Source organism: Oryzicola mucosus (genome assembly GCF_014534685.1).
In the GTDB taxonomy this organism is placed as follows: Bacteria; Pseudomonadota; Alphaproteobacteria; order Rhizobiales; family Rhizobiaceae; genus Oryzicola; species Oryzicola mucosus.
On record NZ_JACVVX010000003.1, the window covers coordinates 172,657 to 197,569 of the forward strand.

At 58.5% G+C, this 24,913-nt stretch carries 21 protein-coding genes; 12 read left to right on the forward strand and 9 right to left on the reverse strand.

From position 1 onward, the window contains the following. Positions 1 to 101 precede the first annotated feature (101 nt). The 4 genes from ICI42_RS11105 to ICI42_RS11120 all read left to right on the forward strand — a co-directional run bounded on the left by ICI42_RS11105 (position 102) and on the right by ICI42_RS11120 (position 6,121). On the forward strand, positions 102 to 2,531 hold the full coding sequence (locus tag ICI42_RS11105; protein ID WP_188164643.1) for a glycosyltransferase family A protein: 2,430 nt from the start codon (positions 102 to 104) through the stop codon (positions 2,529 to 2,531). 49 nt (positions 2,532 to 2,580) lie between these two features. Beyond that, positions 2,581 to 3,252, forward strand: coding sequence for a class I SAM-dependent methyltransferase (locus ICI42_RS11110; protein ID WP_188164644.1), 672 nt, complete (start codon positions 2,581 to 2,583; stop codon positions 3,250 to 3,252). 8 nt (positions 3,253 to 3,260) lie between these two features. Next, positions 3,261 to 3,878, forward strand: a complete 618-nt coding sequence (locus ICI42_RS11115) for a class I SAM-dependent methyltransferase (RefSeq protein WP_188164645.1) — start codon at positions 3,261 to 3,263, stop codon at positions 3,876 to 3,878. A gap of 113 nt (positions 3,879 to 3,991) precedes the next feature. After that, positions 3,992 to 6,121: a tetratricopeptide repeat protein gene (locus ICI42_RS11120; RefSeq protein ID WP_188164646.1), complete on the forward strand. Its 2,130-nt coding sequence runs from the start codon at positions 3,992 to 3,994 to the stop codon at positions 6,119 to 6,121. Positions 6,122 to 6,192: 71 nt separating this feature from the next. Here the strand turns inward: ICI42_RS11120 and ICI42_RS11125 are convergent, their stop codons facing one another. From ICI42_RS11125 to ICI42_RS11135, 3 genes are all read right to left on the reverse strand, one after another. Next, positions 6,193 to 6,708, reverse strand: coding sequence for a DUF6622 family protein (locus ICI42_RS11125; RefSeq protein WP_188164647.1), 516 nt, complete (start codon positions 6,706 to 6,708; stop codon positions 6,193 to 6,195). 127 nt (positions 6,709 to 6,835) lie between these two features. Next, positions 6,836 to 7,927 carry a hybrid-cluster NAD(P)-dependent oxidoreductase gene (locus ICI42_RS11130; RefSeq protein WP_230980279.1) on the reverse strand — a complete coding sequence of 364 codons (1,092 nt, stop codon included), beginning with the start codon at positions 7,925 to 7,927 and terminating at the stop codon, positions 6,836 to 6,838. After that, positions 7,917 to 9,170: an aromatic ring-hydroxylating oxygenase subunit alpha gene (locus ICI42_RS11135; protein WP_188165049.1), complete on the reverse strand. Its 1,254-nt coding sequence runs from the start codon at positions 9,168 to 9,170 to the stop codon at positions 7,917 to 7,919. The genes ICI42_RS11130 and ICI42_RS11135 overlap by 11 nt, the downstream gene beginning before the upstream one ends. A gap of 190 nt (positions 9,171 to 9,360) precedes the next feature. Between ICI42_RS11135 and ICI42_RS11140 the strand changes: the two genes are divergently transcribed. The 7 genes from ICI42_RS11140 to ICI42_RS11160 all read left to right on the forward strand — a co-directional run bounded on the left by ICI42_RS11140 (position 9,361) and on the right by ICI42_RS11160 (position 19,735). Further along, positions 9,361 to 10,251 (forward strand): LysR substrate-binding domain-containing protein, encoded by an 891-nt coding sequence (locus ICI42_RS11140; RefSeq protein WP_269140770.1) that lies wholly within the window; start codon positions 9,361 to 9,363, stop codon positions 10,249 to 10,251. 450 nt (positions 10,252 to 10,701) lie between these two features. Continuing rightward, a complete protein-coding gene (gene glf / locus ICI42_RS11145; protein WP_407945150.1) occupies positions 10,702 to 13,056 on the forward strand; it encodes a UDP-galactopyranose mutase in 2,355 nt (784 codons plus the stop codon). Position 13,057: 1 nt separating this feature from the next. Beyond that, positions 13,058 to 14,167: a glycosyltransferase family 4 protein gene (locus tag ICI42_RS23635; RefSeq protein WP_269140766.1), complete on the forward strand. Its 1,110-nt coding sequence runs from the start codon at positions 13,058 to 13,060 to the stop codon at positions 14,165 to 14,167. Continuing rightward, positions 14,164 to 15,168 (forward strand): Gfo/Idh/MocA family protein, encoded by a 1,005-nt coding sequence (locus ICI42_RS23640; RefSeq protein ID WP_230980281.1) that lies wholly within the window; start codon positions 14,164 to 14,166, stop codon positions 15,166 to 15,168. The genes ICI42_RS23635 and ICI42_RS23640 overlap by 4 nt, the downstream gene beginning before the upstream one ends. Beyond that, a complete protein-coding gene (locus ICI42_RS23645) occupies positions 15,161 to 16,258 on the forward strand; it encodes a zinc-dependent alcohol dehydrogenase (protein ID WP_230980282.1) in 1,098 nt (365 codons plus the stop codon). The genes ICI42_RS23640 and ICI42_RS23645 overlap by 8 nt, the downstream gene beginning before the upstream one ends. Continuing rightward, a complete protein-coding gene (locus ICI42_RS11155; RefSeq protein ID WP_188164650.1) occupies positions 16,255 to 18,531 on the forward strand; it encodes a glycosyltransferase family 4 protein in 2,277 nt (758 codons plus the stop codon). The genes ICI42_RS23645 and ICI42_RS11155 overlap by 4 nt, the downstream gene beginning before the upstream one ends. Next, positions 18,518 to 19,735, forward strand: a complete 1,218-nt coding sequence (locus ICI42_RS11160) for a glycosyltransferase (RefSeq protein ID WP_330999151.1) — start codon at positions 18,518 to 18,520, stop codon at positions 19,733 to 19,735. Before ICI42_RS11155 ends, ICI42_RS11160 begins: the two co-directional genes overlap by 14 nt. Positions 19,736 to 19,992: 257 nt before the next feature. Here ICI42_RS11160 and ICI42_RS11165 read toward each other — a convergent pair whose 3' ends face one another. After that, entirely contained in the window at positions 19,993 to 20,313 is a 321-nt protein-coding gene (locus ICI42_RS11165) for a DUF6894 family protein (RefSeq protein WP_188164652.1), read from the reverse strand. 63 nt (positions 20,314 to 20,376) lie between these two features. Continuing rightward, positions 20,377 to 20,883 carry a YciE/YciF ferroxidase family protein gene (locus ICI42_RS11170; RefSeq protein ID WP_188164653.1) on the reverse strand — a complete coding sequence of 169 codons (507 nt, stop codon included), beginning with the start codon at positions 20,881 to 20,883 and terminating at the stop codon, positions 20,377 to 20,379. Between the two features lie 155 nt (positions 20,884 to 21,038). On the opposite strand from ICI42_RS11170, the gene ICI42_RS11175 reads away from it, so the two are divergent. After that, positions 21,039 to 21,767: a Crp/Fnr family transcriptional regulator gene (locus ICI42_RS11175; protein ID WP_188164654.1), complete on the forward strand. Its 729-nt coding sequence runs from the start codon at positions 21,039 to 21,041 to the stop codon at positions 21,765 to 21,767. Positions 21,768 to 21,806: 39 nt separating this feature from the next. Here the strand turns inward: ICI42_RS11175 and ICI42_RS11180 are convergent, their stop codons facing one another. Genes ICI42_RS11180 through otnK form a run of 4 tightly spaced genes read right to left on the reverse strand, consistent with a single transcriptional unit; the run spans position 21,807 to position 24,913 of the window. Beyond that, entirely contained in the window at positions 21,807 to 22,229 is a 423-nt protein-coding gene (locus tag ICI42_RS11180) for a GlcG/HbpS family heme-binding protein (RefSeq protein WP_188164655.1), read from the reverse strand. A 20-nt stretch (positions 22,230 to 22,249) separates the two neighbouring features. Next, positions 22,250 to 23,026: a hydroxypyruvate isomerase family protein gene (locus ICI42_RS11185; RefSeq protein ID WP_188164656.1), complete on the reverse strand. Its 777-nt coding sequence runs from the start codon at positions 23,024 to 23,026 to the stop codon at positions 22,250 to 22,252. A 4-nt stretch (positions 23,027 to 23,030) separates the two neighbouring features. After that, positions 23,031 to 23,666: a 3-oxo-tetronate 4-phosphate decarboxylase gene (otnC, locus tag ICI42_RS11190; protein ID WP_188164657.1), complete on the reverse strand. Its 636-nt coding sequence runs from the start codon at positions 23,664 to 23,666 to the stop codon at positions 23,031 to 23,033. Further along, positions 23,663 to 24,913 carry a 3-oxo-tetronate kinase gene (gene otnK / locus ICI42_RS11195; RefSeq protein ID WP_188164658.1) on the reverse strand — a complete coding sequence of 417 codons (1,251 nt, stop codon included), beginning with the start codon at positions 24,911 to 24,913 and terminating at the stop codon, positions 23,663 to 23,665. Before otnK ends, otnC begins: the two co-directional genes overlap by 4 nt.

Sequence of the window (24,913 nt, forward strand, 5' to 3'; positions counted from 1 at the left end):
TCTAAATTTCCATCTGTTGGTGTCGACATGGGAAAGAAAAACGTTGATGGATTCTATCCAGAATCTTGTATGTCCAGGTTGCGAAAAATAGAGACTTGTTGATGAACTTGCTATCTCGATCCTTCAGCGTTTCGTACCCTTTGGATGATGATTCCAGCTCTGAAGATCATGAAGCGCAGGATCGCGGATCGCTAAGGCTTTCCAACTCGCTGAGGGTTGTCGCGAAGAACTGGAAGGACCTTTCGGCGATCCGCGTGGCTCCGAGCGCTGCTCCATCTCAAGGCTCCTCGTTGCAATGGCGGGGACTGGCAAGCTATGTGCGGCTCTATCTCGATATCTCCTCGCTGGGAAAATTGTCCGGTTGCAACTACACACTCGCCTGTGAGTTGGTGCTGTCCCTCGTGCCGTCGGGCGAGCCCGTCCAATGCGACTGGATCGCCCTCCTTCGTCGCGACGCCAGTGGCGCGTTTCTGTTCCATCGCAAGATAGAGGATAGGGTCCGCTTCGCGCCAGGAGATACCCAAAGACGCTGGGCAGTGCAGTTGACGAGCGAGGAGATGCAGAAGGCCGGCAGTCTGTTCATTGCCATTCATTGCTCTGCTGCCGAAGCTCAGTTCAGTCTTGAGCATTTCGGGATACGCGCGCAATCGCTTGAAACACAGCAAGCCGCGTTCACGACATGGGTTAGCGGCATTGTCGAAGGATGGACGCGGTCCGACGAAGCGACATTGTACTTCTCACCGGCCACAGGCGGCGTGGACCCGGATGTCAGCCCACCCCTCAACTTCGGCAGATTCAGTCGGATGTCACCCGCTGTCCCTGATGTGCAGGGCGCGGTGGCCGCCTATGTCGTTTCTCGTGGTGATCTCGTTGCCTATCTCGATCTCACCTGTCTGCCCGCAGGACTGCGCCCGCCTGAGGCGATTGCGCTTGCGGACCCGCAAGGAAGCGTCTCGCCGCTGATGGCTGAGTGGCTCCATGAGCGAGGCAAGGTCGAGCTTTTGTGGATGCTGGGCGACGGCGTCGGCGGGCCTCAGCTCTCGGAACCTGCACGGCACGCCTTCGCGCTCTATGGGGCGAGGGCGCTTCTCGATATAAACGCTGTCGAAAGCGCCTATCAGGGCCTTCTTGAGACGACGGGCGACAATATTCATTTCCAGGCAATGCCTCCCGCTGTTCGGCGCAAGATGCGCCTCAGCTTCGTTCGGGCCTGTGTGCGCAGCGGTCGGCCACGGGAAGCCGAGCAGATCCTGCGAGAGATGCTGCTTGCCGATCCCCTCGATTGGGAATGCTACTTCCAACTTGCGACCATTGCAGTCGACGTCGGTTCCGCGTCGCGGCAGACGAATTTGCAGATTGCCGACGCCCTCAATCAGAAACTGTCTACTGCCATGTTGGTGGTGATCCTCGAAGATCTGCTCGCGCGTGGCCGCTTCGATGAAGCCTGGGTTCGCGCACTGCGCGAGCTCAAGCTCCGTGGCGAACGCGGGCGAGAACTATGGCTTACGCTCGGCAATATCCATCTCGCGCGCGGAGATCTGCGAAGCTGGAGTGCCAGCGTCCGCCGCCTGTTCGCCGAGATGGAACTGGCCGAGCCGGAATTCCACATCTTCCGCGATCCGGCTGAAGACGTCTTCCACCGCCTCGAGGTGTCTGCGAATCTGCCGGAGCCGGTGCAAACGCAGGATGACCTGATCAGCGTCGTGATGACGACGTATAATGCCGAACATACCGTCAAACGAGCTGTTCGATCGGTCTTGGCGCAGAGTTACAAGAATCTCCGGCTGATCATCGTCGACGATTGCAGCACGGACGACACCATGGCCCTCCTTCGGCATCTGCAGACACAGGACAGCCGGATCGAAATCCTCCAGACGCCCTTCAATGTTGGCACGTACTGCGCAAAGAACATGGCGCTCGAACGGTTCGAATCCGACTACTTCACCTTCCATGATTCCGACGACTGGATGCACCCCGAGCGTCTCGCCATCCACCATCGGTACATGAAGGAGGCGCCGCATGTGCTGTGCACCACTTCGCGCTGGTACAGGATGGACACGCGCGGCATCGCGATACCGCGGCAGGGCGGCGGCTATCTGCACGACAACCCCGGGTCTGCCTTCTTTCACAAGTCGGTCATAGAGCGTATTGGATACTTCGATTCCGTGCGCGTCGGTGCGGATACCGAATTGGCCGGTCGAATTCGCCGCTGCTTTGGGTCTGCCAGCGTGCAGATCATTGCCAAGCCGCTTGCGATCGGCTTGCACCATTCCGCGTCTCTCACCAGATCGGGAGCCACCGCTTTCGACGAGTATCGATATTCGGCGCTTCGTGTCGCCTACTGGGAATCGTGGATAGAATGGCAGCGTCGCACGGCGTCGAAGGGTGGGGGAGCAGATGACTTCTATATTCCTTTCCCGCACCATATTCGGTCGTTTCCGGCGCCTGCGGGTATCGTTCCGGAAAGGGTTGCAGAGCTCGAGCCGGCAGGAAAACCTAAAGAAATAGGTCGCTTACGCGCGGTCAGCTGAACCCGCACCAAGAACGGGGATGGCTGGCGTATCAATAATGGAGAATTCGATGACCGAGCTGGAGCAAACAGAGGCTCAACTGAAAAAGAAGGCTGCAATCGACGCCTTGATGGCCGAGGTTGAGGTATGGTTCCGCGACAAGGAATTCACCACGGACTGGATGTCGAAAAAGGTGCCTCGTTGGCATCGCTTCCTGCAATCGCTTCGTGAAAAACCCGTCGACGTGCTTGAAGTTGGATCGTTTGAAGGCCGCAGCGCCGTTTTCCTGCTCAACTACCTGCCGTTGGCCCAAGTCACATGCATCGATTTTTTCAAGGGGGTGTTGGAAGCACGGTTCGATGCAAACGTGGCTCCGTTCGGCTCGCGCCTGACGAAGCTCAAGGGCAGCGCGATCTCCCATATCGATGCCCTGGTGCAGAACGGGGCCAAGTTCGACCTTATCTACCTCGATGCAGGCAAACATCGCGACCACGTTCTAGCGCTGTCGCTGCTGTCGTGGCCCTTGCTGAAGAGGCGCGGCATTCTGATTTGGGACGATTACGACTGGGGTCTGGACCGGCCGGTGGCGGAGCGGCCCCACGACGGCATCGATATCTTCCTGAAGCTTCATGAGGGGGAATACAAGATGATGTGGCAGCAAGGGCAAGTGTTTGTCCAGAAGACTGGACTGCCAACGCCCCCTCCCGGTGTCAGCCCGCTGAACCCGAATCTGTCGTACTGAGGCTCAGGATGGAACAACCGCCGGAAGTCGAACAGGACAAGTGGGTAGACTACTGGGATGACCGGTTCGATCTCCTCTACTATCAGGCTGTTGACTACATCGTCAGGACGGTCGGCACGGACGCGCGGTCGATCGTTGACGTTGGCACAGGCGGGTGCCCCTATCTTGAGTGGTTTCCTTGGATCGAGCGGCGCTTGTCGATCGATATCGACAAGCCTTATTCGTCGCCGACTGTCCAGGCATTGAACGCCAACATTCTGCACGATAAAGTTCCCGATGGCTTTGACTTGTGTACCTGCCTGCAGGTGCTGGAGCATGTGCCGGAAGCTGGCCGTTTCGCACGGCGGCTGACGGAGTTGGCGCGCACCGTCATCGTTTCCGTTCCCTATAAGTGGCCAGACGGCAAGACGCAGGGCCACCTTCACGATCCTGTGGATATGGAGAAGCTGACGAATTGGTTCGGCCGTGCGCCAAACTATCACGTCATTGTCGAAGAACCTCTTCGAAGGATCAAGAACAAGCGCCTCATCGCCATATTCGATGAGGACCCCAAGCGGATTTTCGGTGCGACGATGCTTCGCGAGCGTCGACGGAAAGGCTCTTTAATGTCGCGCAAATCCGCTTAGTCGGCTACCGCGCGGTTGGAGGGCGTGTCTTAATTGACCACGCATCCGATCATATCGCGCAAGCGTTTATAAAAACCGGCGTTGCAACGAAGCTTCCTCGAAGGAGATTGGACATGAGCGCGAAGACAGAGCACGCTCCAGGCTATCTGTCCGGCGGCTTCGATGACCGTATTGGGAGACTTCGTGCTCTCGAAGCCTCGGATAAGCGAGAATCCTTGCGCGCAGAATTGAAAGCAGCGTTGGACCAATTCCCCGAAAGCCCGGACATTGCCCTGATAGCATTCCGCGTCGCTGTCGAGGACGATGAGCTCGATGTGGCCGCCGATCTGCTTTGCGATGTGCTTTGGCCTTCCCTTCCCGACGCCAGTATACGCCGGCGGTGCCTGGACGAATTGCTGGCATCTTCTGTCGATGACGAATTTTCTCAACAGACGCTGCTTCGACTGCTGAAGGTGGAGCCCGGCAGTGCGGAGATCCTGATCTATCTCGCCGCGTTTGCTGTAGAGCGCGAAAACTATGCGGGGGCTCTCGAATGGCTTGAGCAGGCCGAGGCCCTCGCGTCGCTTCCGAGCGCGGCAAATGCCCTGCGCATCAAGGCGCTGCTTAATGCGGTGGAATGGGACGATGTGTTCGGCCGTGCCCTCGAAAGGGCTCTGAGCGCGGCCCCGGAAGTGCGCCGCCTCTATGCGCTGAAGCATGATTTTCACGAAAAGCGCGGGGAGCGGGAGTTGGCGCGCGCCATCCTCGACCTGGCGCGGGACCAGTTTCCCGATGATCCATGGTTTGCTCTGCGCGCGTTCCGTTTTCGTTTGTCCGACAGGGATATCCAAGGCGCCGCGCTGCTGTTCCGCGAACAAATATGGCACTCCTCTCTCCCGGAAGCGACCCGGCGGGGGGCGCTCGCTACCATGGTGAGGGAGTGGAAAGATCCAGAGGAGCTTAAACCGTTTCTCCTAGGACTTTTGCAGGACAAGCCGGATGACCGCTTCGTGTTGGTCAAGCTTGCCACCCTGGTGACGCGCCAAAGACAACATGTCGAAGCCGCGAGATATCTCGAGAAGGCGCTGGAGCATGGCTCCTTGCCGCCCGAAGCCGAGTCGATGCAGGTCAACATGCTGATCCTCGGTGGCGATGCGAAGGGCTCGCTGGCGCTGGCCAAGCGTCAACTCGCGGCGAATCCCGACCGGAAGGATCTTGTTCGCCGCGCAAACATCGTCGCGTCAATCTGCGGCAATCAGGACGATGTAACGGAGACGATGCGGCAAGCAATCCTGCAGTGGCCCACCGATGCCACGATCGTTCAACGCTACAATCGGGCGGTCATTCCCGAAGCCGAGGATCAGAGCCTGTTCGACCACCTCACTGGCTTCACGCGTGCAAACTCGGTCGACGGACGATGGCACTATCAGTTCGCGTTGGCTTGCCTGCGCCGGAACGATACCCCGCGTGCGCGGGCTACGCTGCGCAACCTTCACGACGACCCGCTGGTGGGTTTCGAGGCGCAGCGACTTTTAGGCGTGCTCGAAGCGATGCCGGCCGAGGAATGGGACGCCCGGGCACGTTTCTCTAACGATCCCACCAGGGATGTCCACGTCATCGAGACGCCTTCGGCCAAGGCGACCGTGGTCGTGATGGCCGGGCTGCATGGTGGCCTTGGCAATATTCCCTTGACCCATCTCGACGTGCTGCTTCAGGAACATCCGATCAATGTCGTCTATCTGCGGGACAACCGGTGGAGCGCCTTCACCGCCGGGGTGCCTAGCCTTGGGCCTGACGAGGCGTCCACCATATCCGCGCTGACGGCTTTGTGCTCGGGTCTAGGCCCTATGCCGATGATAACCTTTGGCGGGTCGCTCGGGGGCTGGTCAGCGATGCGCTACGGAGCGTTGGCCGGTGCGCGAATGGCCGTCTCGCTCTCTGGTCCAACCAGACTGGCGGTGCAAGGCGACCAAGCCAAGCGTTTCACTCAATACTATCTTTCCCGTATGTTGCCGGAAGAAACAAGTGATCTACTCGATCTGCTAAGCAGGAGCGCTTCCCTTCGTATTATGCACGTATACGGTGCGGAAAATGCAAAGGATCGTGCGAATGCGGCGCGACTGCGGCAGTTCGCCAGCGTCACCCTGGTGCCAGTCGACGGGTGTGAGGATCATTTCGTGGCTGCCCATCTGGTGGCACGCGGCGCCTTTCATCCGCTCATCGAGCAGGCCATCGCAGCCGCCCAGACAGCGGCAACTTCTTAAAGCGTTGGTCGAGGCCTGAAAATAGGCCTCGGACGCATTGGTTGAAGCCGACCTCGCAGGTCGGACGCAGATTAGCGTGAACCTGGCACGGGCGAGGCGAGCTTATAGCGCTGATAGAGGCCGGCAAAGCGACCAATGAAAATGCCGATGGCCACGCCGGTCACCCCGGCATCGATAAGCAAAAACTCGAATGTCTGGTTGGCCCCGGGGACAGTAGCAATCCAATAGCCGAGGGCGTATTTCAAGACGAAGAGTGTCAATACGACGATCAGCGTAATGGGATTTCCCGATATTTCAACTTGGCCTGCCCCAACCGGCCGGAGTTCGCCAGTGCGTGAAATGAACCATCCCACGCCAAAACCCGCCAAAACCGCAACTGCAAATATGACCATCCACAGCGGTTCTAGTCCGAAATAGTGGAACAAGGTGTAGATGCCCCAGATAGCGAAAATAGTGGGTGCAATAGCCAGTTGATAGAACGCCACGACGCGCGTTCTAAGCGTTTTGATGCCAATTGTAACGATGTAGACAAGGATCACAAACACCCACCAAGGCGTGTGTTCCAACGTTGCCCGAACAGTTTCCATAGTGTTCACCCCAATCTGCCTTCCTCATCGAATATTGGCTCATTCGAGGAAACGATTGGTAAATGTCCGACGAGACGTTGTCAGGAGGATGGACCCAGTCCTCCAGGGGGCACTCATCGAACGTCTTCTAACGGTCGATGACAAGATCGCTGATCGGCTTTGAGCAACAGGGAAGGAAGAAACCCGCGTCGATTTCCCGTTGCCGGATTCCTCCGTTGTGCTTCATGTCGACCGCGCCGGACACCAGTTTGGATTTGCAGGTGCCGCAAACGCCATTTGCGCAGGATGATGGAATCCTGATGCCTGCTTTTTTGGCTGACGACAACACCGTCTGCTCGCTCGATACGTCGATCCTGCGCGCTTGTTTTGCAAACTCAATTGCGAATACCGTCGTCTTCGCAGCCTCCGCTTCAACCTTCGGAGCAATGTCCAGTATCGCTGCTTCGAAGCTCTCCTCGATATAATGCGAAGGCGGAACCCCGGCGTCGGCTGCTATTGTGCGGGCGGCCGACATGAAAGGCATCGGCCCGCAGCACATGACGATGCGCTCGCTCAAGTCTGGCACCGCCAGCTTGAAAAACTCAGGTGAGATCCTTCCAGCCAAGCCGGGCCACGCCGGCTCTCCTGTTATGTGCTCCGGCAAAAAATGGAGGCGCAGATGCTTGAGCCTGCCCGCCAGGCTGGCAAGTTCGTCCCGAAAGATCAGGTCCTTTGGCGTGCGCGCGGCATGGACAAAGATCACATCGGCCTGTTCGCAAGTGTCCGCCAACTCCCTGACCATGGACATGACAGGCGTGATCCCAGAGCCGCCCGAAAGCAGCAGGAATTTTTTGTTACCGGCAGTCGGACGGATGAAAGTGCCCAGAGGGCCCTGCGCCTTGATCTGAGAGCCTTGCACAAAATTGTCGTGCATCCAGTTCGAGATACGGCCACCGGCGACGCGCTTGACCGTTATCGAGAAAGTGGTGTTGCGCTGGGGTGACGAGGAGATGCTGTAGCACCGGCTTTCCTCTTCAAAGCCAAAGTTGAAATCGAACAGAAAGTACTGTCCGGCTTTGAAATTGAACAGCTTGCCATCGGCCGATGCAAAGGTGAACGTTTTTACGTCGTGGGTCTCCTGGTGGACATCCAGGCACACCAAAGTATCGTCACGTTCTGAGTCCCAGAAGCGCGTTGCCCATACGTCTTCGAGTGTCGGCGACAGTGTTCTAGTATCCATTCGCCCGCATCCGATCGACATACCATGTCGCAAACTTTTCGAGGTTCGTTTCGGAGAAGGGAGAGTATGGACCCGGCACATATGCCGGATCGGCAACGCCAGCCTGTGATCGTGAGACCAGATCAGCGTCCTGTTCGGTTGTCGCCAGCCAAACGCTCGTCAGCTTGTCCAGATCGTAGTCGATGCCTTCCACGGCATCCTTGTGAACCAGCCACTTTGTCCGCACCAGCGTCTTTCCGGCGGACAGCGGAATGACGATCGACACAACTGCATGGTCGCCCATGAAGTGTTTCCAACTGTTGTGCCCCCACAAATGGGTGTCGCCGAGATCTTTCCGGGTCATGGTTCCAAGCAGCTTCGAGCACGCCGCTGTGGCGTCGGGAGTCTGAGACTCTCCAGCGCCTGAAATAATCAGGCGCTGCGTGCGGAAGTTTGTGGCACAATCCACCAACTGTTCGACGGCCTCGGACGGATATCCCTCTCTCTCCCATGAGGCGGTTCGCTCGGCATAAAGAGCGAGATGCTCTTCCGCCTGTGCCTTGTCTTCCGGACTCAGGCTCTCCGGGTCGAACCCGAAATCGAGATCGACGAACGACACGCAGAGTTCCGGATGGTTTGCCGAGCAATGGTAGCATTCACGGTTGTTTTCCAGCGTGAGTTTCCAGTTGCCGTGTTCGATGACGTCGCATTGATGGGCAACTTTTGCGTTGCCGACCTCATAGGGCGCCAAGCGCTTCGACATGACCTCCTCAAGCCGGTTTATGTCCGCTGGCGGTTCGTCTGACAAACAGACATAGATAAGTCCGCCAATCGACCGGAACGCGATCTGCTTGAGCGAACGGCATTCCTTGTCGAAGTCGAGCCCCATATGCGGCGCGTAAACGAGTTCTCCCGAAAGTTCGTAAGTCCACTGATGATAGGGGCAAACAAGCCTGGACACGATTGTCGTACCTGCGTCGAGCAGCCGCGAGCCGCGATGACGGCAGACATTGTGCATGACCCGAATTGCCCCGTCGTCGTCGCGCAGCAGAATCAAACTGCTGGCGCCGATGTCTATGACCGTCGCATCACCGGGTTCCGGAACGTCGCACTCAAGTCCGACGCAAATCCAGTGTTTGCGGAAGAACACATCGATATCCGCCTCGAAGACATCTTCGCGCGTGTAGAGCCCGGCGGGCAGCGAGTGCCCTTGTAAACGAGCGTTGAGAAGCGAGGTGATAGTTGGCGACACTCTGTCCAGCATGACATTCCCTGAGGTCATTTCAAGATCATGCTTACATCAGAGACTGTAGGGCTCAACGGCATAAATGAGCCTGTTTCGCATAAAGAAAAGTAATGTTAAGAAGCGAAATCCCGTAGTGCGAGCGGCTGCGATTGGCGTCGATATCCTGGAGCTTTGAACGATGGCTGCACTGAAGACGCGACTTCCTCCAATGACCGGGCTTACCGTCTTCGAGGCGGCGGCGCGTCTTGCAAGCTTCACCAAGGCAGCGGCGGAATTGGGTGTCACTCAGGCGGCTGTCAGTCGGCAGATTCATCTGCTGGAAGGGTCGCTGGGATTTCCGTTGTTCCACAGGCTTCACCGCCGGATAGAGCTTACCGAGAAAGGCCTTTTGCTGTCGTCTTCCACAACGAATGCGCTCAATGCTATTGCCGAAACAATTTCCAGCCTGACCAGAGACTCTGACGAAGAGCTCGCCATATCGGCGACAGTGTCGTTTTCGCAATTCTGGCTTTTGCCAAAAGTATCCGGCTTCTCGCGGCAGTATCCCGAGGTCAGAATGAGGATCATATCGCAGGATAAAACCCCGGGCATGGAAGGCGATGTCGATATCGCCATTCGCTATGGCAACGGCATGTGGCCCGATGGAAAGGCCGATTTCCTGTTCGACGATGAAATATTTCCAGTATGCAGTCCGGAATACGCAGATCGGCTGGGCGAGTACGTGGATTTGACTGATCTGGTGCGTCACCCCCTCATTTCCTACGACACGAACGATCCTAGCTGGACCGGCTGGAACGAATGGCTCGCAGCGTTCTCGGTTCAAGCTCCGAAGCGCTCATCGGGAATGCGCTGCAGCTTCTATGCCGAAACCATTCATGCTGCGTTGAATGGGCAAGGTATTGCCCTTGGTTGGCGGCGGCTTGTTCAGGATTTGCTGGACCAGAACAGACTTGTCCGCATAACGTCTCACGCCATGGCAACCCGCAACGGCTATTTCATCGTCGTTCCAGCGCGCCGGGAAAGGACCGAACCGGTCAAGAAATTCGCGGAATGGCTAAAGCTCGAGGCAGCACTCTCTGCGCTCGGCGGTAGGCCATAAAACCCACCGATTTGCATCGGGAATCCTATTTTCGCCTTGCGCGACCTCTCTCTGCGGTTTCTGTCTGGCCACTTCTCCTATGTCAAATCTTATAGGGAACAGGGCTCTTATTCGAGCGTTCCTCTCTCACAATCCCCATCTGGTGCGAGACGAGGCAGTCATGGTCGAAAATATACACGAATATGTTTTGCGCCCCACACTCACAAACTTGGATTTTTATCCAAGTCTCGCTTCTTCATAACCTGTCGGGCTGTGCCCGCTGGTAGGGTTGAGAGACGAATGGTTTAGGCCCGCTCTGCGGCATGCTGAGACAATCTTAGCCGCCGCAACTACAGCGGTTTGATCGACAACATTCCAATACAGCCGGTACGTGCAATTCGCGGCTCTTGGGTTCATCTCCCTGGAGCGGTCGTGGTTTCGTGCTTTCCAAAACAGCGTGGTGGGCCCGAGATGACTTTGAAGGAATCTGTTTTGAACGCCGCTACATCCTCAAGCCTCGAGACGTCGACCCCTCCCATCATCTGCTTTTCCCATCTGCGGTGGGACTTCGTTCTTCAGCGTCCACAGCATTTGATGCGGCGCTTTGGCAAATCCGGGCGCGTATTCTTTTTCGAGGAGTACATTCCCACCAACCATCATCTGCCCTATCTCGAATTCCACGCGTTCGATGACACGTCCGTGATCGCAGTCAGGCCACGCGTCCCGCAGGATTGGCATGGCGAGCGCCTGCAGAAGGCAATGTCCGGCTTGCTCGACCAACTTCTCGCGCTTCAGGGCGCGAGGAAACCGATTCTGTGGTTCTACACGCCAATGATGTTCCCCTTCGCAGCGCATGTCGATGCGGCGGCAGTCGTCTACGATTGCATGGACGAGCTTTCCAATTTTCGCTACGCGCCGCCGGAACTGCGCCAGAACGAGCAACAATTGATGCGCCGCGCCGATGTCGTCTTCACGGGCGGCTATAGCATCTATGAGGCTAAGCGGGCCCAGCACGACAATATCCACCCCTTCCCCTCGAGTGTAGATGTGGCGCACTTCGCCGCAGCACGCACTTCAAGCATCAAGCCAGATGACCAGCGTAAGATCGGTGGTCCGATACTTGGCTATTACGGCGTTATCGACGAGCGGATCGACTTGAGTTTGCTCGCTGAAGTTGCCGCGGCCCGGCCCCACTGGTCGCTTGTCATGGTAGGGCCTCTGGCAAAGATCGACGAGACTCAGTTGCCTCGTGCAGCCAATATCTATTACCTCGGCCGTAAGGACTATGCCGAGCTTCCGGCTTATGTGGCGGGATGGGACATTGCGCTCATGCCCTTCGCCCTTAATGAGGCGACACGCTTTATCAGCCCCACCAAAACCCCGGAATATCTGGCTGCTGGTCGACCGGTCGTCTCGACTGCTATAACCGATGTCATCCGGCACTACGGCGACCTCGGCAGCGTACTTATCGCGGGCGACAACAGGCAGTTTATTCAAGCTTGTGAAGAGGCGCTCGCTTTGGCGAAGCAGCCAGCGCAATGGCTGGGCGCGGCGGATGAAAAGCTCGCGACCATATCTTGGGACGATACATTCCTGCAAATGTCGGCGCTGGTCGAAGAAGCCCTGCATCGCCGGGCCGGTAAGCCTATCAGCATTCAAGCTCCCGTCATCAAACGTTCCGCCGGCGCAAATCCATATGATTTTCTGATCGTTGGCGCGGGTTTTGCTGGTTCGGTGCTTGCGGAGCGTCTTGCCTCTTCGGGCAAGCGGGTGCTGATCTGCGACCGCCGCCCACATATCGGGGGGAATGCCTATGACTGCCAAGACGCCGCGGGCGTGCTTGTTCATAAATATGGCCCGCACATCTTCCACACGAACAGTGAGGAAATCTTCGCTTACCTCTCTCGCTTCACCGCCTGGCGTCCTTATGAGCACCGTGTGCTCGCAAGCGTGGCGGACAAGCTCCTGCCCATGCCGATCAATCGCACGACCCTGAAGGGTCTCTACGGCATCGATCTGGCGGATGAGCAGGCAGCGGCCGAGTATCTCAAGACCAAAGCGGAGCCGACACCTGAGATTCGGACCTCACGCGATGTTGTGATCTCGCAGGTCGGGAGTCATCTCTATCGAACGTTCTTTGAAGGCTATACGCGAAAGCAGTGGGGGCTTGATCCGTCCGAGTTGGACAAGTCGGTGACGGCTCGCGTTCCAACGCGGACTTCGACAGACGACCGATATTTTCTGGATACCTACCAGGCGATGCCCGCCGATGGCTTTACACGCATGTTCGAAAATATGCTCGACCATCCGAACATTCAAATCGAGGCGGGGGTCGACTACAATGAACTTGATCGCAAGAACCTCGCACCGCGCACAATCTTCACCGGTCCGATCGATGCCTATTTCGATCACCGGTTTGGTCCGCTGCCTTACCGTAGCTTGGAATTCAAGCACGAGACTCATGATCGCGAGCAGTTCCAGCCGGTGGCAGTCGTCAACTATCCGTCGCTAGATGTGCCTTACACACGGATTACCGAATACAAGCACCTGACCGGGCAGCAGCATCGCCAAACCAGCATTTCCTATGAATTCGCCCGCGCCGAAGGCGATCCGTACTACCCTATTCCCCGGCCGGAAAATCAGGCTCTCTACAAGCAGTATGAGGCGCTGGCCCGCGAACAGAACGACGTCATCTTCGTGGGTAGGCTGGGTACCTATAAATACTACAATATGGACCAGGTAGTTGGGCAGGCCCTGGCAACCTTCCGCCGGTTTTCAGCTACTGAGCAAAAATTGAACGGCGCATTTTCGACGGCGGCCGAGTAGCATGGACGCGCATACCAGCCCTACTATCGTGTTGGCGACCGATAGCTTGGCTCCTTCGGGCGTCGGCGAGCACATGCTTACCCTCGCCGATACACTTAAGGACCATTATCGAATCGTGCTAGCTTTTCCCGATGCCGATAGCACAAAAAGTTTCATGGCGCGGGCAAGAAATGCTGGATGTGAGACGCTCCCATTGGCCGATGACGGTCCGCCGATAGCATCTTTGCTACATGAGGTGTCGGCGGCGGTGTTGCATGTTCATGCCGGCGTGGCGTGGGAAGGGCATGCGCTGGTGGCCGCCGGCCGGCAGGCCGGCGTACCCACGATCCGGACCGAGCATCTTCCCTATGTATTGACCGACGAGGAACAGAAGGCAGCACACCTGCTCGGCATCGAACAGGCCGATCAGACGATCTTCGTATCCGAAGCGACGCATGAGACCTACCGCAGCGCAGGCGCGGCGGGGCGACGGTCGGTGACGATCCGCAACGGTATAGCGAGGCCTCGGCCGTTGCGGGCCCGCTCCGAGACGCGATCGACGCTCGGAATTCCGCGCGAGGCGCCCGTCGTCGCCACAATCGCGCGCTTCACCGCACAAAAGGGCTACAAGCATCTGCTCTCCGCCGCCGTTCATGTGCTGGCGGAGGTCCCCGAAGCGCAATTCGTTTTGATCGGCGACGGTTCGGAAAGACCTGCGATGGAGATGGCTGCAGCGGAACTTGGCATCGCCAATTCAGTCCGTTTTCTTGGCACACGCGACGATGCCCCGGACCTGTTGGCGGCAGCCGATGTTTTCGTCCTTGCCTCGCTGTTCGAAGGGCTGCCGCTGGTTGTCCTTGAGGCGATGGCTCTTGACCTGCCAGTGGTGGCGACCCGCATCGGGGGCACTTTGGAGGCGTTGGGTGCCGACTATCCGTGGCTCGTTCAGCCAAGCGAACCGGTCGCCTTGGCTGAGACGATCAGCACCGCATTGCGCGATGGCGCAATGCGGGAGCTGCTCGGCCACCGCAACAGACGCCGATACGAAAATGAATTCACTGCCATGAGGATGGCATCGGAGACGGCAGCACTTTATCGCGCCGTCTTCGCAGAGGGAGCGTACAGCGCATGAGTGTGGATGGAGCGCCGACGCGTGTCGGCTTCGTAGGTGCGGGCGGCATTGCCGACCGGCATATCGGCACACTTCAGCACATGCCGGACGTCGAAATCGTTGGCTTCGCCGATCCGGATTTTACCCGGGCCCAGGCCTTGGCTTCGAAGGTCGGTGCGCGGGCCTACACAACCTACCAAGACCTTATGGATCGGGAAAAATTGGATGCGGTCTATATTTGCGTGCCACCTTTTGCGCATGGCGATCCTGAAAAGGCGGCAATCGAAGCCGGGCTGCCCTTCTTCGTGGAAAAGCCGCTGTCGTTGATGATCGACACCGCAGAGGAGATTGCTCGCGCTGTCGAAGAGAGCGGCCTGATCACCGCTGCTGGCTATCATTGGCGCTATCTCGATACGGTCGAAGAGGCACGCGATCTGCTGCGTCATAACCCGCCCCAGCTTGTCACCGGCTATTGGCTCGACCAGACACCCCCACCGCAATGGTGGTGGCGCGAGAATAAATCCGGGGGGCAAATCGTCGAGCAAGCCACGCATGTCATCGATGTGGCGCGCTTCCTCGTCGGCGAAATCGACGAGGTCTACGCCGCAGCCTCGCACGCCCAGCCGCGCGAGGATTTCCCCGGCTTGGATGTCGCCACCGGAATGGCCGTCAGCCTGAAATTTGCAAACGGTACCGTCGGAACGCTCGCGGCGACCTGTATGTTGCGGTGGAACCATCGGGTTGGCCTGCATATTTTTGGAAACGGCATGGCGATCGAGCTTTCCGATCATGAGATCATGGTCGACGTCGGGCAGGGAAGGCCCACGCGCCGCGCCGGCGAGGACCCCGTTCATCGTGAAGATCGCGATTTCATTGATGCCGTTCGCGGCCTGCCGAACCGAATCCGCAGTCCATATTCCGAAGCGCTGATGTCCCATCGCGTCGCCCTCGCTATCGCCCACTCGGCGCGCACCGGGCTTCCGGTCCGCATTCAGCACGAACCCAAGGCTGCCAATGTCTGAACACCGCTCCATCCGTTCTCTTGGCGTGGAATCGCCGCGCAACGCTTACATCACCAGCTATGAGGAAGGACCTCCTTCAGAAGGGCAGGTGAGGCTCGATGCGCTCTACAGCGGCTTTTCCGCCGGAACCGAGCTAACCTTCTTCAAGGACACCAACCCTTATCTCAGGTCGCGGTGGGATGAGGGCCGCGGCCTCTTCATCGAAGGTGAGCCCAGCGCTCGTTTTCCGGTGCCTTTCCTCGGCTACATGGAAGTCGCGCGCGTCTCGGAAAGTCGCAACGCGGCCTTTTCTACAGGCGAGGTCGTCTGCAGCACTTACGGACACAAATCCGGACACACGGCCGACCCCTTCCATGAATCGCTGATCCCTTTGCCAGATGGCATCGATCCCATCCTCGGCATCTTCGTCGCGCAGATGGGCCCGATTGCGGCCAACGGTATTCTGCACGCCGATGCAGAAATGCTGGGCAGGGATGTCCGCAACCTTGGCGAGGGCATTGCAGGACGGGCGGTGGTTGTCGTCGGCGGCGGCACTGTCGGCATGCTGACGGCGCTGTTTGCGAAGCAGGCTGGTGCAACCGTGATACTTGCCGATCCGTCCGCCTTTCGCCGCGAGAAGGCCGAGGCACTTGGCATAACGGCGCTCGACGAAGAGCAGGCGTGGCAGCACGCGAAAGCGGTTTGGCGTCATAGCCCTACAGAACGCGGGGCGGATATCGTGTTCCAGACCCGTGCTCATTCCGGTAGCTTGCATAATGCTCTACGCGCATTGCGCCCGCAAGGCACGGTCATCGATCTGGCCTTTTACCAGGGCGGTGCGGAACACACGCGACTTGGTGAAGAATTTCACCACAATGGGCTTAGCATTCGCTGCGCACAAATCGGTCGGGTCCCACGCGGCCTTAACCATCTCTGGGACCGTCGGCGGCTTTCCGCCGAGACGATTAGCTTGCTGTCACGTCACGGCGACGCGATCCGCCAGGAGATGATCACCCACGTCGTGCCCATTGATGACGCGCCGCGCTTTCTTCAAACGCTTGTCAGCGAGCGCCCAGACTTCCTCCAGATCGTGTTCAGTTTCGACCAATGACCTCAGATAAATCGGACCAGATTCGCGTCCTGTTCGTCTTCGCGTGGCTGGTCGTCGGCGGCGAGGAAACGGAAGTGCGCCTGTTGGCACGGACGCTGGACCCGAAAAAGTTTCGGATCGACGTGGTCGCCTGCTTCAGCAAGCCAGGCATGCCGGATCAGACCCATCGGCAATTGGAGGCATTGGGCATCAATGTCGACACTGCGCCCTACCAATTGTCATTCGAGGACACGGTCGACTATTTGTCGAGCAAACTCGCGTCTTACGACGTGATCGTGTCATGCCAGAACGTTGCCGACATCTATCCCGCGCTTGAGCGGCTGCAATGGCGACCTCCTCTCATCGAGCATGGCGGGCTGGTGTCGGAAGCGCTCGCCGGGCCTAAGCACTTCACAAGTCGCTATGTTGGCGTTTGCCAGTCGATCCGGGATGCAGCCGCGTCGAAAATGCCAGGACGCGAGGCTCACGCGCTCGAAATCCCGTCAATGGTCGATCTGTCGGAGTTTCATGAGGATCGCCGCTCCCTCAAACGCGCCGAGTTGGGGATTGCCAGCACTTCGATCCTTGTGGGTTGGGTAGGCCGGCTCGACCCTAAAAAGCGCGTCGAGGACTTCATAGAAGCAGCTGCCCTGGTCCATGCGGACCTGCCGGATGTGCGCTTCGTCATCGTTGGCGGGCCGGATGCGTTCATGCCTGACTATGCGGAGACGCTAAAGCGTCAGGCGGAGCAAGCGGGCCTTTCCGATGTGCTGACATTCCTAGGCGATCGGACAGATGTGCCAGCGCTTTTGCAAGCGATGGACATCTTCGTCTGGCTGTCGCGAGGCGAGGGCATGCCGCACGTCATCTCCGAAGCGGGGGCCGCAAGTTTGCCGGTCATCGCTACCGCCGACAACGGCTCAATGCAGCAAATCGAAGACGGAGTCTCCGGCCTGTTCGTGCCGCATGAAGCCCCGAAAGCGGTAGCGGCTGCGATCAGGCTGCTTGCGCGGGATGCCGGGTTGCGGACCCAACTGGGCAGCGCGTTGTGGCATAAGGTGCGAAACAGCTACAGCGCGGCGGTCGTCGTTCCGAAATGGGAAGATTTGTTCCGCACGGTACTGGCGGAGCGCAGGAGTGCCCCTGAACCATCGCTGTTTTCGAGCTTCGTCCAAGGCGGTTTCGAGTGTTCCACGCATAAGCTGCGAAATGGGAGGAGGCTCGATTTGCTAGCGGCAACCCATCACGCCTCCCACACGGCAGCGGACTATGGCCAGTTGAGTGGCCACAACATCCGAACTGTACGAGACGGCCTTCGATGGCACCTGATCGAGACGGCGCCTGGGCGGTACGACTGGTCCAGCTTCCTGCCAATGCTCCGCGCGGCGCAGAGCACGAGAACGCAGGTCGTCTGGGATCTTATGCACTATGGTTGGCCGGACGATCTCGACATTTGGTCGCCAGCTTTCGTGGATCGCTTCGCCGCTTACGCAGCGGCTGCTGCGCAGGTGGTCAAATCCGCCTCAGACGAAGTGCCCTTCTATTGTCCAATCAACGAAATCTCGTTTCATTCCTGGGGCGGTGGCGACGGCAACTATCTCAATCCGTTTTCGCGGCATCGCGGTTTTGAGCTGAAGGTCCAGCTTGCGCGCGCCTCTATTGCCGCGATGCGCGCGATCCTTGCCGTCGATCCGCGTGCGCGCTTCGTCCATTGCGAGCCCCTCATCAGCATCGTTGCCGACCCGCACCGGCCATATGACCGGCTACATGCGGAAGGCGCTCGACTTGCCCAGTTTCAAGCGTGCGATATGATCGCCGGGCGGATGTGGCCGCAGATTGGCGGTTCTCCCGAACTGCTGGATATCGTTGGCGTCAATTATTACTTCGACAACCAATGGGTTCACGGCGGCCCACCGATGACGCCGGACCATCCGCTTCACAAGCCGTTCCGTGTCCTTTTGGCAGAGACCTATGCGCGCTACGGTCGGCCCATCCTGATTGCCGAAACCGGCACCGAAGGAAACGGACGCGCCGCCTGGTTCGACGCGGTGTCTTCGGATGCCATGGCTGCGCGCCGAGCCGGAATCCCCGTCGAAGGCCTTTGCCTCTATCCGATCATCGACCATGTCGGATGGGACGACGAACGGGATTGTCCGAGTGGGCTTATGGAAAACCGGGTGTTTGGAGGCGCGCGCCCTGTGCATCGTCCTCTGGCCAATGCAATCGACCGGTTCTGCCGCATCCACGGCTTGGCGACCTCGACCGGTGAGGAGAGCATTCGTGCCGCAGAATGAGGATGTGTCTGGCCGCATCAAACGGATTGTCGTCATCAGTGACTTCTGCTTTGGTCATTCGCCGCTGAGCGACGATTATTCGACCGACGAATACAAGCAAGCCTGGCTTTCCGGCGCACGCGGCCCCGAACCCACTCGCGTTCTCGAACGGCCGGCGGTCGTTGGTGGCTATCTGGAGCGGCTTCCCCTATCGATTGCCAACCAGGGTTTCTGCGACGCCTGCGAGATCTGGTCATTTTATGCCGGCGACGAACCGCCGCAAATACCTCACCCGCAGGCCGGGCTTATCCGGCGATCGTTCAAGACGGATACGCGCCTGCGGCCCTTTGCTTCCAACGATATGCTTGGCCACATCGCGGCTTTTGGTGCGCCCGATATCCTGTGCGTCTGGGGCCTCGGTGTCGATGAAGAGATCCTGCATGCGTGCGAAAGCAGCGTCAAAATCTACAACTCGATCGATGCCCCGGCCCTACGTATTCCGACGGAGGTCAGCCGTCATTTCGATCTGGTTCTGACCGGGGCCGAATGGCAGTCGCTCGTGGTCAAATCGCGTCATCCGGATATGGCGACTGCCGTGATGCCGATTGGGCCTGAATTTGCATCACCAGAGACGTTCTATCCGCTTGGACTGGAAAAGATCTACGATGTCGTCTACGTGGCCGCGGCGCAAGCCTACAAACGGCATGACATCCTGTTCGAGGCGCTGGCTAGACTGCCGCGCTCGACCCGCGCACTCTGCGTCTGCGGCTATGGCGAGCTCGGCCACGCGTTACGGTCCGAGGCCGCCAATCTCGGGATTTCCGTCGACTTTGTTGGACCTCCCGGCGTCGATTTCGTCGAGGTCAACAGGTTGATGAATCTGGCGAAGATCGGCGTGGTGTGCGGCGTCGATGACGGCGCGCCCGCGATCCTGACCGAGTATATGCTGGCCGGCCTGCCGGTGCTCGCCAATGAGGCGCTGACATGTGGTCTGCAATATATAACGCCAGTGACAGGCAGAACCTCGTCTGCCGCAAATTTCCATCTGGCTCTGTCCGACATGCTTTGCGAGTTGCATACCTTTCGCCCGCGGGATGAGGCCGTCGCGCGCTGGAGTTGGCAAACGACAGTTGCCCGGTTCATTCAGTTGGTTGAAGGCGCGAAAAGCGGCAAAAATTCACCCGCATCTCATGGTGATGCGGGCTTGTCTATTGAAGTAGCCTGAGCGGACAACCGAAAGATAGCAGTGCTCGCTATATCAACAACCCGCCGGTTGGAGCTACCGTCGCGTCTTAAGACAGTTTGACCAAGCGCTCCACATGACCCTCACGGTGCTTCCGTCGCGTGCCAGATGTTGAGACCGAAAAAAATGATGACGGCGATGACGAGAATGAGAACGGCTATGGTGCCCAGACCTTTTCGTACCCGCCTTGGAGGAGGTTGTTCTTCTGACATGTACATCTCACGTGAGTTTTGATGACTCTAATCCTTAGGCATATCGTCCATGCTGGTGATTCGGGAAGCAGAAAGCTGAAAGGCTTCACCAAAACTGACCGACGCGAGAACATGTCCAGCCGCATCGACCGCCCGGACCACCCAGTCGTCGGTATCCGCAGTCGTCCGAAACGTTTCGACCATATGGATGGCCGACCGCTCCGTCTCGTCTCGCACCGCTGACACGTTAGGAAATATAGCCTGGTCGGTACTCAGAACCCGATCCCCCTCTCTGTATTCCAGCACGCAAGCCAACGCCTCGGACTGGCGATCCATTTTGTCGACCGTTTCCGGCGGGTCATTGATCATGTCGCGTCCTATCAATTGGAGACAGGGCTGCCGACGTGACGAGCGTCACGCCGGCCGAAAGCATCATGCTGCCTTGCTGGCTTTCGCCCTGTCGTTAGCCGAAGTCTCGGCCAGTTTCGTAAGGTCACCGTCGGTCTTCGTCTCTTCCTGAAGCGTCGCGTCGAGCAACGCCGCGGCGTCCGCCAGACCAAGTTCCTCGGCCCAACGCTTGAGGGTTCCGTAACGTGTCATCTCATAATGTTCGACGGCCTGTGCCGCCGAAATCAAGCCGGCATCAAGCGCGGCAGTTCCTTTATAGTCATCCATGATCTCCTCGCCTTCGGAAACGATACCCTCTATGGCGTCGCAGGTCTTCCCACGCGGCTGCTTCCCGAGAATCTCAAAAACCTGTTGCAAGCGCTCGACATGGCCTTCAGTTTCGTCCCTGTGCTTTTGAAACGCGGCCTTCAGTTCATCGGATTGGGCGGCACGCTCCATCTTTGGGAGGGCTTTCAAGATTTTGCGTTCGGCATAGTAAATGTCCTTGAGCGTGTCATGGAACAGATCTTCCAAAGTCTTTTCTTTGGCCATATTTTCTCTCCTCGTAGCTGAATTTGATTGTTAGGGAGTACCTGACTACGAACTCGAAATAGGCGTACGCCGTTCCATTAACATTTGATACAGTTCCTCCCTCTTGGCGAAGGCTAGGCCGACACGCTATCGGTATCGCAATTTGGAACCAAGACATGTCGACTGCCATCCATCTCCTCTGCCAGTATCTCTCACATCGCGACGTCATCACTGGCGAGGAGCGTGATATATTGCTGTCGCTCCCGCAACGAACTGTTCTTTTCCAAAAGGGAGCAGAGATCGTGGCCGAAGGTTCGCGCCCGGATAATAGCTGCTTCATTTACTCTGGCTGGACGGCGCGTGCGGTTCACGGGAGAAATGGCGCCCGGCAGCTGACAGCACTGCACGTTGCCGGCGATTTCGTCGATCTGCATGCTTTGGTGCTCAAGCAGATGGATCACAGCGTCGTTGCGTTGAGCGAGTGCGTGGCGGTATTCATACCGCATGAAAGCCTGCGCGCAATAACCGAACAGGCACCGCATCTGACACGTCTGCTTTGGATGTCGACGACGATTGACGCCGCCATTCAGCGGAAGATGACGGCCCTGATTGGGAGGCACACTCCAGCCGAGCGATTGGCCCATCTGATGTGCGAAGTGTACTTACGGCTCGAGGCCATAGGACACATCAAAAACAGAACCTTCCGCTTTCCTCTGACGCAATCCGAGATTGCAGATCTTCTCGGTCTCTCCCTTGTGCATACGAACAGAACCATCCGCGATCTTCGTGCGACGAACTGGATTATTTGGGAGCAGTTCGACGTCACCATTCCCGATTTTGCAAAGCTTGCGAAATTCGCAGGCTTCGATTCCAATTATCTCAATCTGCGGGTCGAGAGCCGGTAGAGCTTTCGGCGCCTCAGCGTTCCCAGGAAGACCTCTTCTTCAGTTGGCAAGCCCGCTCTGCAAAATGGCGGCTCCAACACGGCCGATATCGCCGTCGTCTTCATCGCTGGCTCCGCTCACCCCGACGGCGCCGATGATGTCGTCGCCATGCTTCAGCAGGACGCCGCCATCGAGCGGGATGCCGTTTGGGATGCACAGGAGAGCGAGGCGTCCTTCTCCTTCCACAACGTCTTGAAAGGCCTTCGTATCACGGCGGAAGAGCACCGCGGTTCGCGCTTTGAGAGTAGCAATTTCGACACTCCCAACCTGTGAACCGTCGTCGCGGTGTAAGAGCACGAGGTGACCGCCGTCGTCGACGATGGCGATCACGACGCGCAACCCCTTGGCTTTTGCATCGGCTTCGCATGCGGTTGCTATGGCTTTGGCAGCCTCTATGGTCAGTGCCGTCTTGATCGCAAGCATAAAATCCTCCCTCTCGTCGTCTAAAGCGAGACGCCGAGCGTCTCTATCCAGCGCAAACCCGCGTCGGTGTCGGCGCGGGGCTTGTATTCGCAGCCGATCCAGCCTTCATAGCCAAGCCGGTCGAGTTGCTTGAAAATCTCGGAGTAGGCAATCTCGCCCTCATCCGGCTCCGCCCGGCTCGGCACGGCGGCGATCTGGACATGGCCGATGTCAGGAAGATGTCTCTTCAACCGGGTGAAAACATCGCCTTGGCTGACGCCGACATGATAGACATCGAACATGATCTTGAGGTTCGGCGCCCCGATCTCGGCGATCAGGGATGCCGCTTCTTCAATGGTCGAGTAGAAATATCCCGGTTTGTCGCGCTGGTTGATCGGCTCGAGCAGCAGGGTCAGATCGGGAGCCTTTTCCGCCGCCAAGGCGAGATTCTCCGCAAGGATGCTTCGCGCCTTGGCCTTCTCATCGGTTGCGACGACCCCGGCCATGACATGGATGGACGTGGCGCCCGCAATGCGCCCATAGGCGGTTGCCTGGTCGAGCGAGCGGATAAAGTCGCCCTGCCGTCCTGCAAGTGCTGCCAAGCCGAACTCGCCCTTCGTGGCATGGCCGACCGCTGTGTTGAGGCCTAGCAGTACAACGTGGTTGGACGCGCATCGGGCCTTCACCTCCTCGGCTGAGGTGTCGTAGGGCCAGTGCAGTTCGACAGCTTTAAAGCCTGCGCGGGCGGCCGCGTCGATGCGGTCGAGCAGGGGGCGGTCGCTCCAAAGAAAACCCAGATTGGCGGAGAATTTTTGCATTTGTCTATTTCAGCTTGAAGGTCTGGTTCAGATCGGCAATCGCCTCGGTGTTGAGCAACCTCACAGGCATCCAGCGCGTCAGAAGCACCAGTTTGGCGGTCTCCTCGAGCTCTTCCATGGCAAAGACCGCGGCTTCCAGCGAGGTGCCTGTGACGATCGGGCCGTGGTTTTGCATCAACGCCGCTGCGTGATCGACCGCGATGCTTTCGATCAAAGGCCGGATATCGGCCGATCCCGGGCGGGTATAGCTGATGACCGGCACGCGACCGACGCGCATGACGACGTAGGGCGTGATCGGCGGGATGGCATCGGCTGGATCGACATCGGCGAGGCAGGAGAGGGCGGTTGCATAAGTCGAATGCAGGTGTACCACCGCTCGCGCCTGTGGGCGCTGGTCGTAGAAGGCGAAGTGCAGAGACAGTTCTTTGGTCGGCGCATCGCCGGAGACGTGGTTGCCGGTTGCGTCGAGGCGCGACAGGCGTTCGGCATCGAGGAAACCGAGGCACGAATTGGTCGGGGTCATCAGAAAACCGTCGTCCAGCCGCACGGAGATGTTGCCCGATGATCCGGCTGTCAGGCCACGTTCAAACAGGGAGCGCCCCCATTTGACGATGTCGTTACGGATTCGCTGCTCGCTCATGCCGTGCCGACCTGTTGCAACGCCTTTGCAAAGAAATCGACGGCGCCGAAATTGCCGCTCTTCAGCGCCAGCCCCAGTAGGCCGTTCCGCTCGGTCGCCAATGCCGGCACGCCCGGATCGATCTCCGCGCCGATCCGCAAGCTTCGAACCGATAAGGCTTCTACAACGGCACCGGATGTTTCTCCGCCGCCAACCACAAGCCGCCGTACCCCGCTGTCCACCAAAGCTAGCGCGAGCTCGCCGAAGAAACGCTCGATCGTCGTGGCAACGCTGTCTCGACCGAACGCAGCTTGGGCACTGGACACAGTTCCAGGGTCGGCGGTCGAGTATACGAGGGGGTTGGCGTGGCTGTTCTGAAGCACCCAGTCGGTCACCTCCGATACGGTGAGTTTGCCGGCCATGAGGGCGCCGGTGTCCAGCGCATAATGGGGATTGTCGCGGCTATAGTCGGCCACTTGCTTCTGGGACATCGAAGAGCATGATCCGCACAGGACGGCGCCGCGTCCGGTCGGGACGGGCAGGGGCCGCACTTTGTTTCCGAGCAGGTTTTTGTCACGAAAATTTCGCGGAAGGCCGATGGCGATGCCCGAGCCGCCAGTGATGAGCCGATGGTCGGTGGCGACCTTGCCGATACGGCGCAAATCATCATCGTCGATCGCGTCGGTGACCACCAATCGGTGACCTGCTTGGCGCTCCGCAGCGAATGCACTGCTCAGCGCTTCAGGACCGCTGCGTACCGTGTCGAGATGGATCGCGCCCACCTCACCCTTGGTTTGCAGCCGCAGGAAGCGTCGCAAATCCGGATCCGTCATCGGCGTCAACGGGTGGTTCTGCATGCCGGACTCGTTGAGAAGCCGGTCGCCGACAAACAGATGCCCCATGAAGATGCGCCGGCCTGTCGCCGGAAATGCCGGGCAGACGATGGCGATGTCGGTCCCTAGCAAATCGAGTAGAGCCTCCGTGACCGGTCCGATATTGCCGTGCGGCGTCGAATCGAAGGTCGAGCAGTATTTGAAGAGGAATTGGCGGCAGCCTTGGTCCATCAGCCAGCGAGCAGCGTAAAGCGACTGGGCAACGGCGTCCGCCGCTGGTATCGAACGCGTTTTCAAGGCAACGACGCCCGCTTCGCAATCGCCTGCTTTGCCGCCGGCACCCACGAACAGTGTCGTTGCCATGCCTTCCTTGGCAAGCGTATTGGCAAGATCGCTTGCGCCGGTGAAATCGTCGGCAATCGCCCCCAAAAGCAT

Excerpts from the sequence above, each read along its gene's own strand:
- ICI42_RS11165 (WP_188164652.1), bottom strand. The coding sequence starts at position 20,313 with ATGATCAATGACCCGCCGGAAACGGTCGACAAAATGGATCGCCAGTCC.
- otnK (WP_188164658.1), bottom strand. The coding sequence starts at position 24,913 with ATGCTTTTGGGGGCGATTGCCGACGATTTCACCGGCGCAAGCGATCTT.
- otnC (WP_188164657.1), bottom strand. The coding sequence starts at position 23,666 with ATGAGCGAGCAGCGAATCCGTAACGACATCGTCAAATGGGGGCGCTCC.
- ICI42_RS11175 (WP_188164654.1), top strand. The coding sequence starts at position 21,039 with ATGTCGACTGCCATCCATCTCCTCTGCCAGTATCTCTCACATCGCGAC.
- glf (WP_407945150.1), top strand. The coding sequence starts at position 10,702 with ATGACTTTGAAGGAATCTGTTTTGAACGCCGCTACATCCTCAAGCCTC.
- ICI42_RS11135 (WP_188165049.1), bottom strand. The coding sequence starts at position 9,170 with ATGCTGGACAGAGTGTCGCCAACTATCACCTCGCTTCTCAACGCTCGT.
- ICI42_RS11130 (WP_230980279.1), bottom strand. The coding sequence starts at position 7,927 with ATGGATACTAGAACACTGTCGCCGACACTCGAAGACGTATGGGCAACG.
- ICI42_RS11120 (WP_188164646.1), top strand. The coding sequence starts at position 3,992 with ATGAGCGCGAAGACAGAGCACGCTCCAGGCTATCTGTCCGGCGGCTTC.
- ICI42_RS23645 (WP_230980282.1), top strand. The coding sequence starts at position 15,161 with ATGTCTGAACACCGCTCCATCCGTTCTCTTGGCGTGGAATCGCCGCGC.
- ICI42_RS23635 (WP_269140766.1), top strand. The coding sequence starts at position 13,058 with ATGGACGCGCATACCAGCCCTACTATCGTGTTGGCGACCGATAGCTTG.
- ICI42_RS11155 (WP_188164650.1), top strand. The coding sequence starts at position 16,255 with ATGACCTCAGATAAATCGGACCAGATTCGCGTCCTGTTCGTCTTCGCG.
- ICI42_RS11140 (WP_269140770.1), top strand. The coding sequence starts at position 9,361 with ATGACCGGGCTTACCGTCTTCGAGGCGGCGGCGCGTCTTGCAAGCTTC.
- ICI42_RS11105 (WP_188164643.1), top strand. The coding sequence starts at position 102 with ATGAACTTGCTATCTCGATCCTTCAGCGTTTCGTACCCTTTGGATGAT.
- ICI42_RS11180 (WP_188164655.1), bottom strand. The coding sequence starts at position 22,229 with ATGCTTGCGATCAAGACGGCACTGACCATAGAGGCTGCCAAAGCCATA.
- ICI42_RS23640 (WP_230980281.1), top strand. The coding sequence starts at position 14,164 with ATGAGTGTGGATGGAGCGCCGACGCGTGTCGGCTTCGTAGGTGCGGGC.
- ICI42_RS11185 (WP_188164656.1), bottom strand. The coding sequence starts at position 23,026 with ATGCAAAAATTCTCCGCCAATCTGGGTTTTCTTTGGAGCGACCGCCCC.
- ICI42_RS11115 (WP_188164645.1), top strand. The coding sequence starts at position 3,261 with ATGGAACAACCGCCGGAAGTCGAACAGGACAAGTGGGTAGACTACTGG.
- ICI42_RS11170 (WP_188164653.1), bottom strand. The coding sequence starts at position 20,883 with ATGGCCAAAGAAAAGACTTTGGAAGATCTGTTCCATGACACGCTCAAG.
- ICI42_RS11125 (WP_188164647.1), bottom strand. The coding sequence starts at position 6,708 with ATGGAAACTGTTCGGGCAACGTTGGAACACACGCCTTGGTGGGTGTTT.
- ICI42_RS11110 (WP_188164644.1), top strand. The coding sequence starts at position 2,581 with ATGACCGAGCTGGAGCAAACAGAGGCTCAACTGAAAAAGAAGGCTGCA.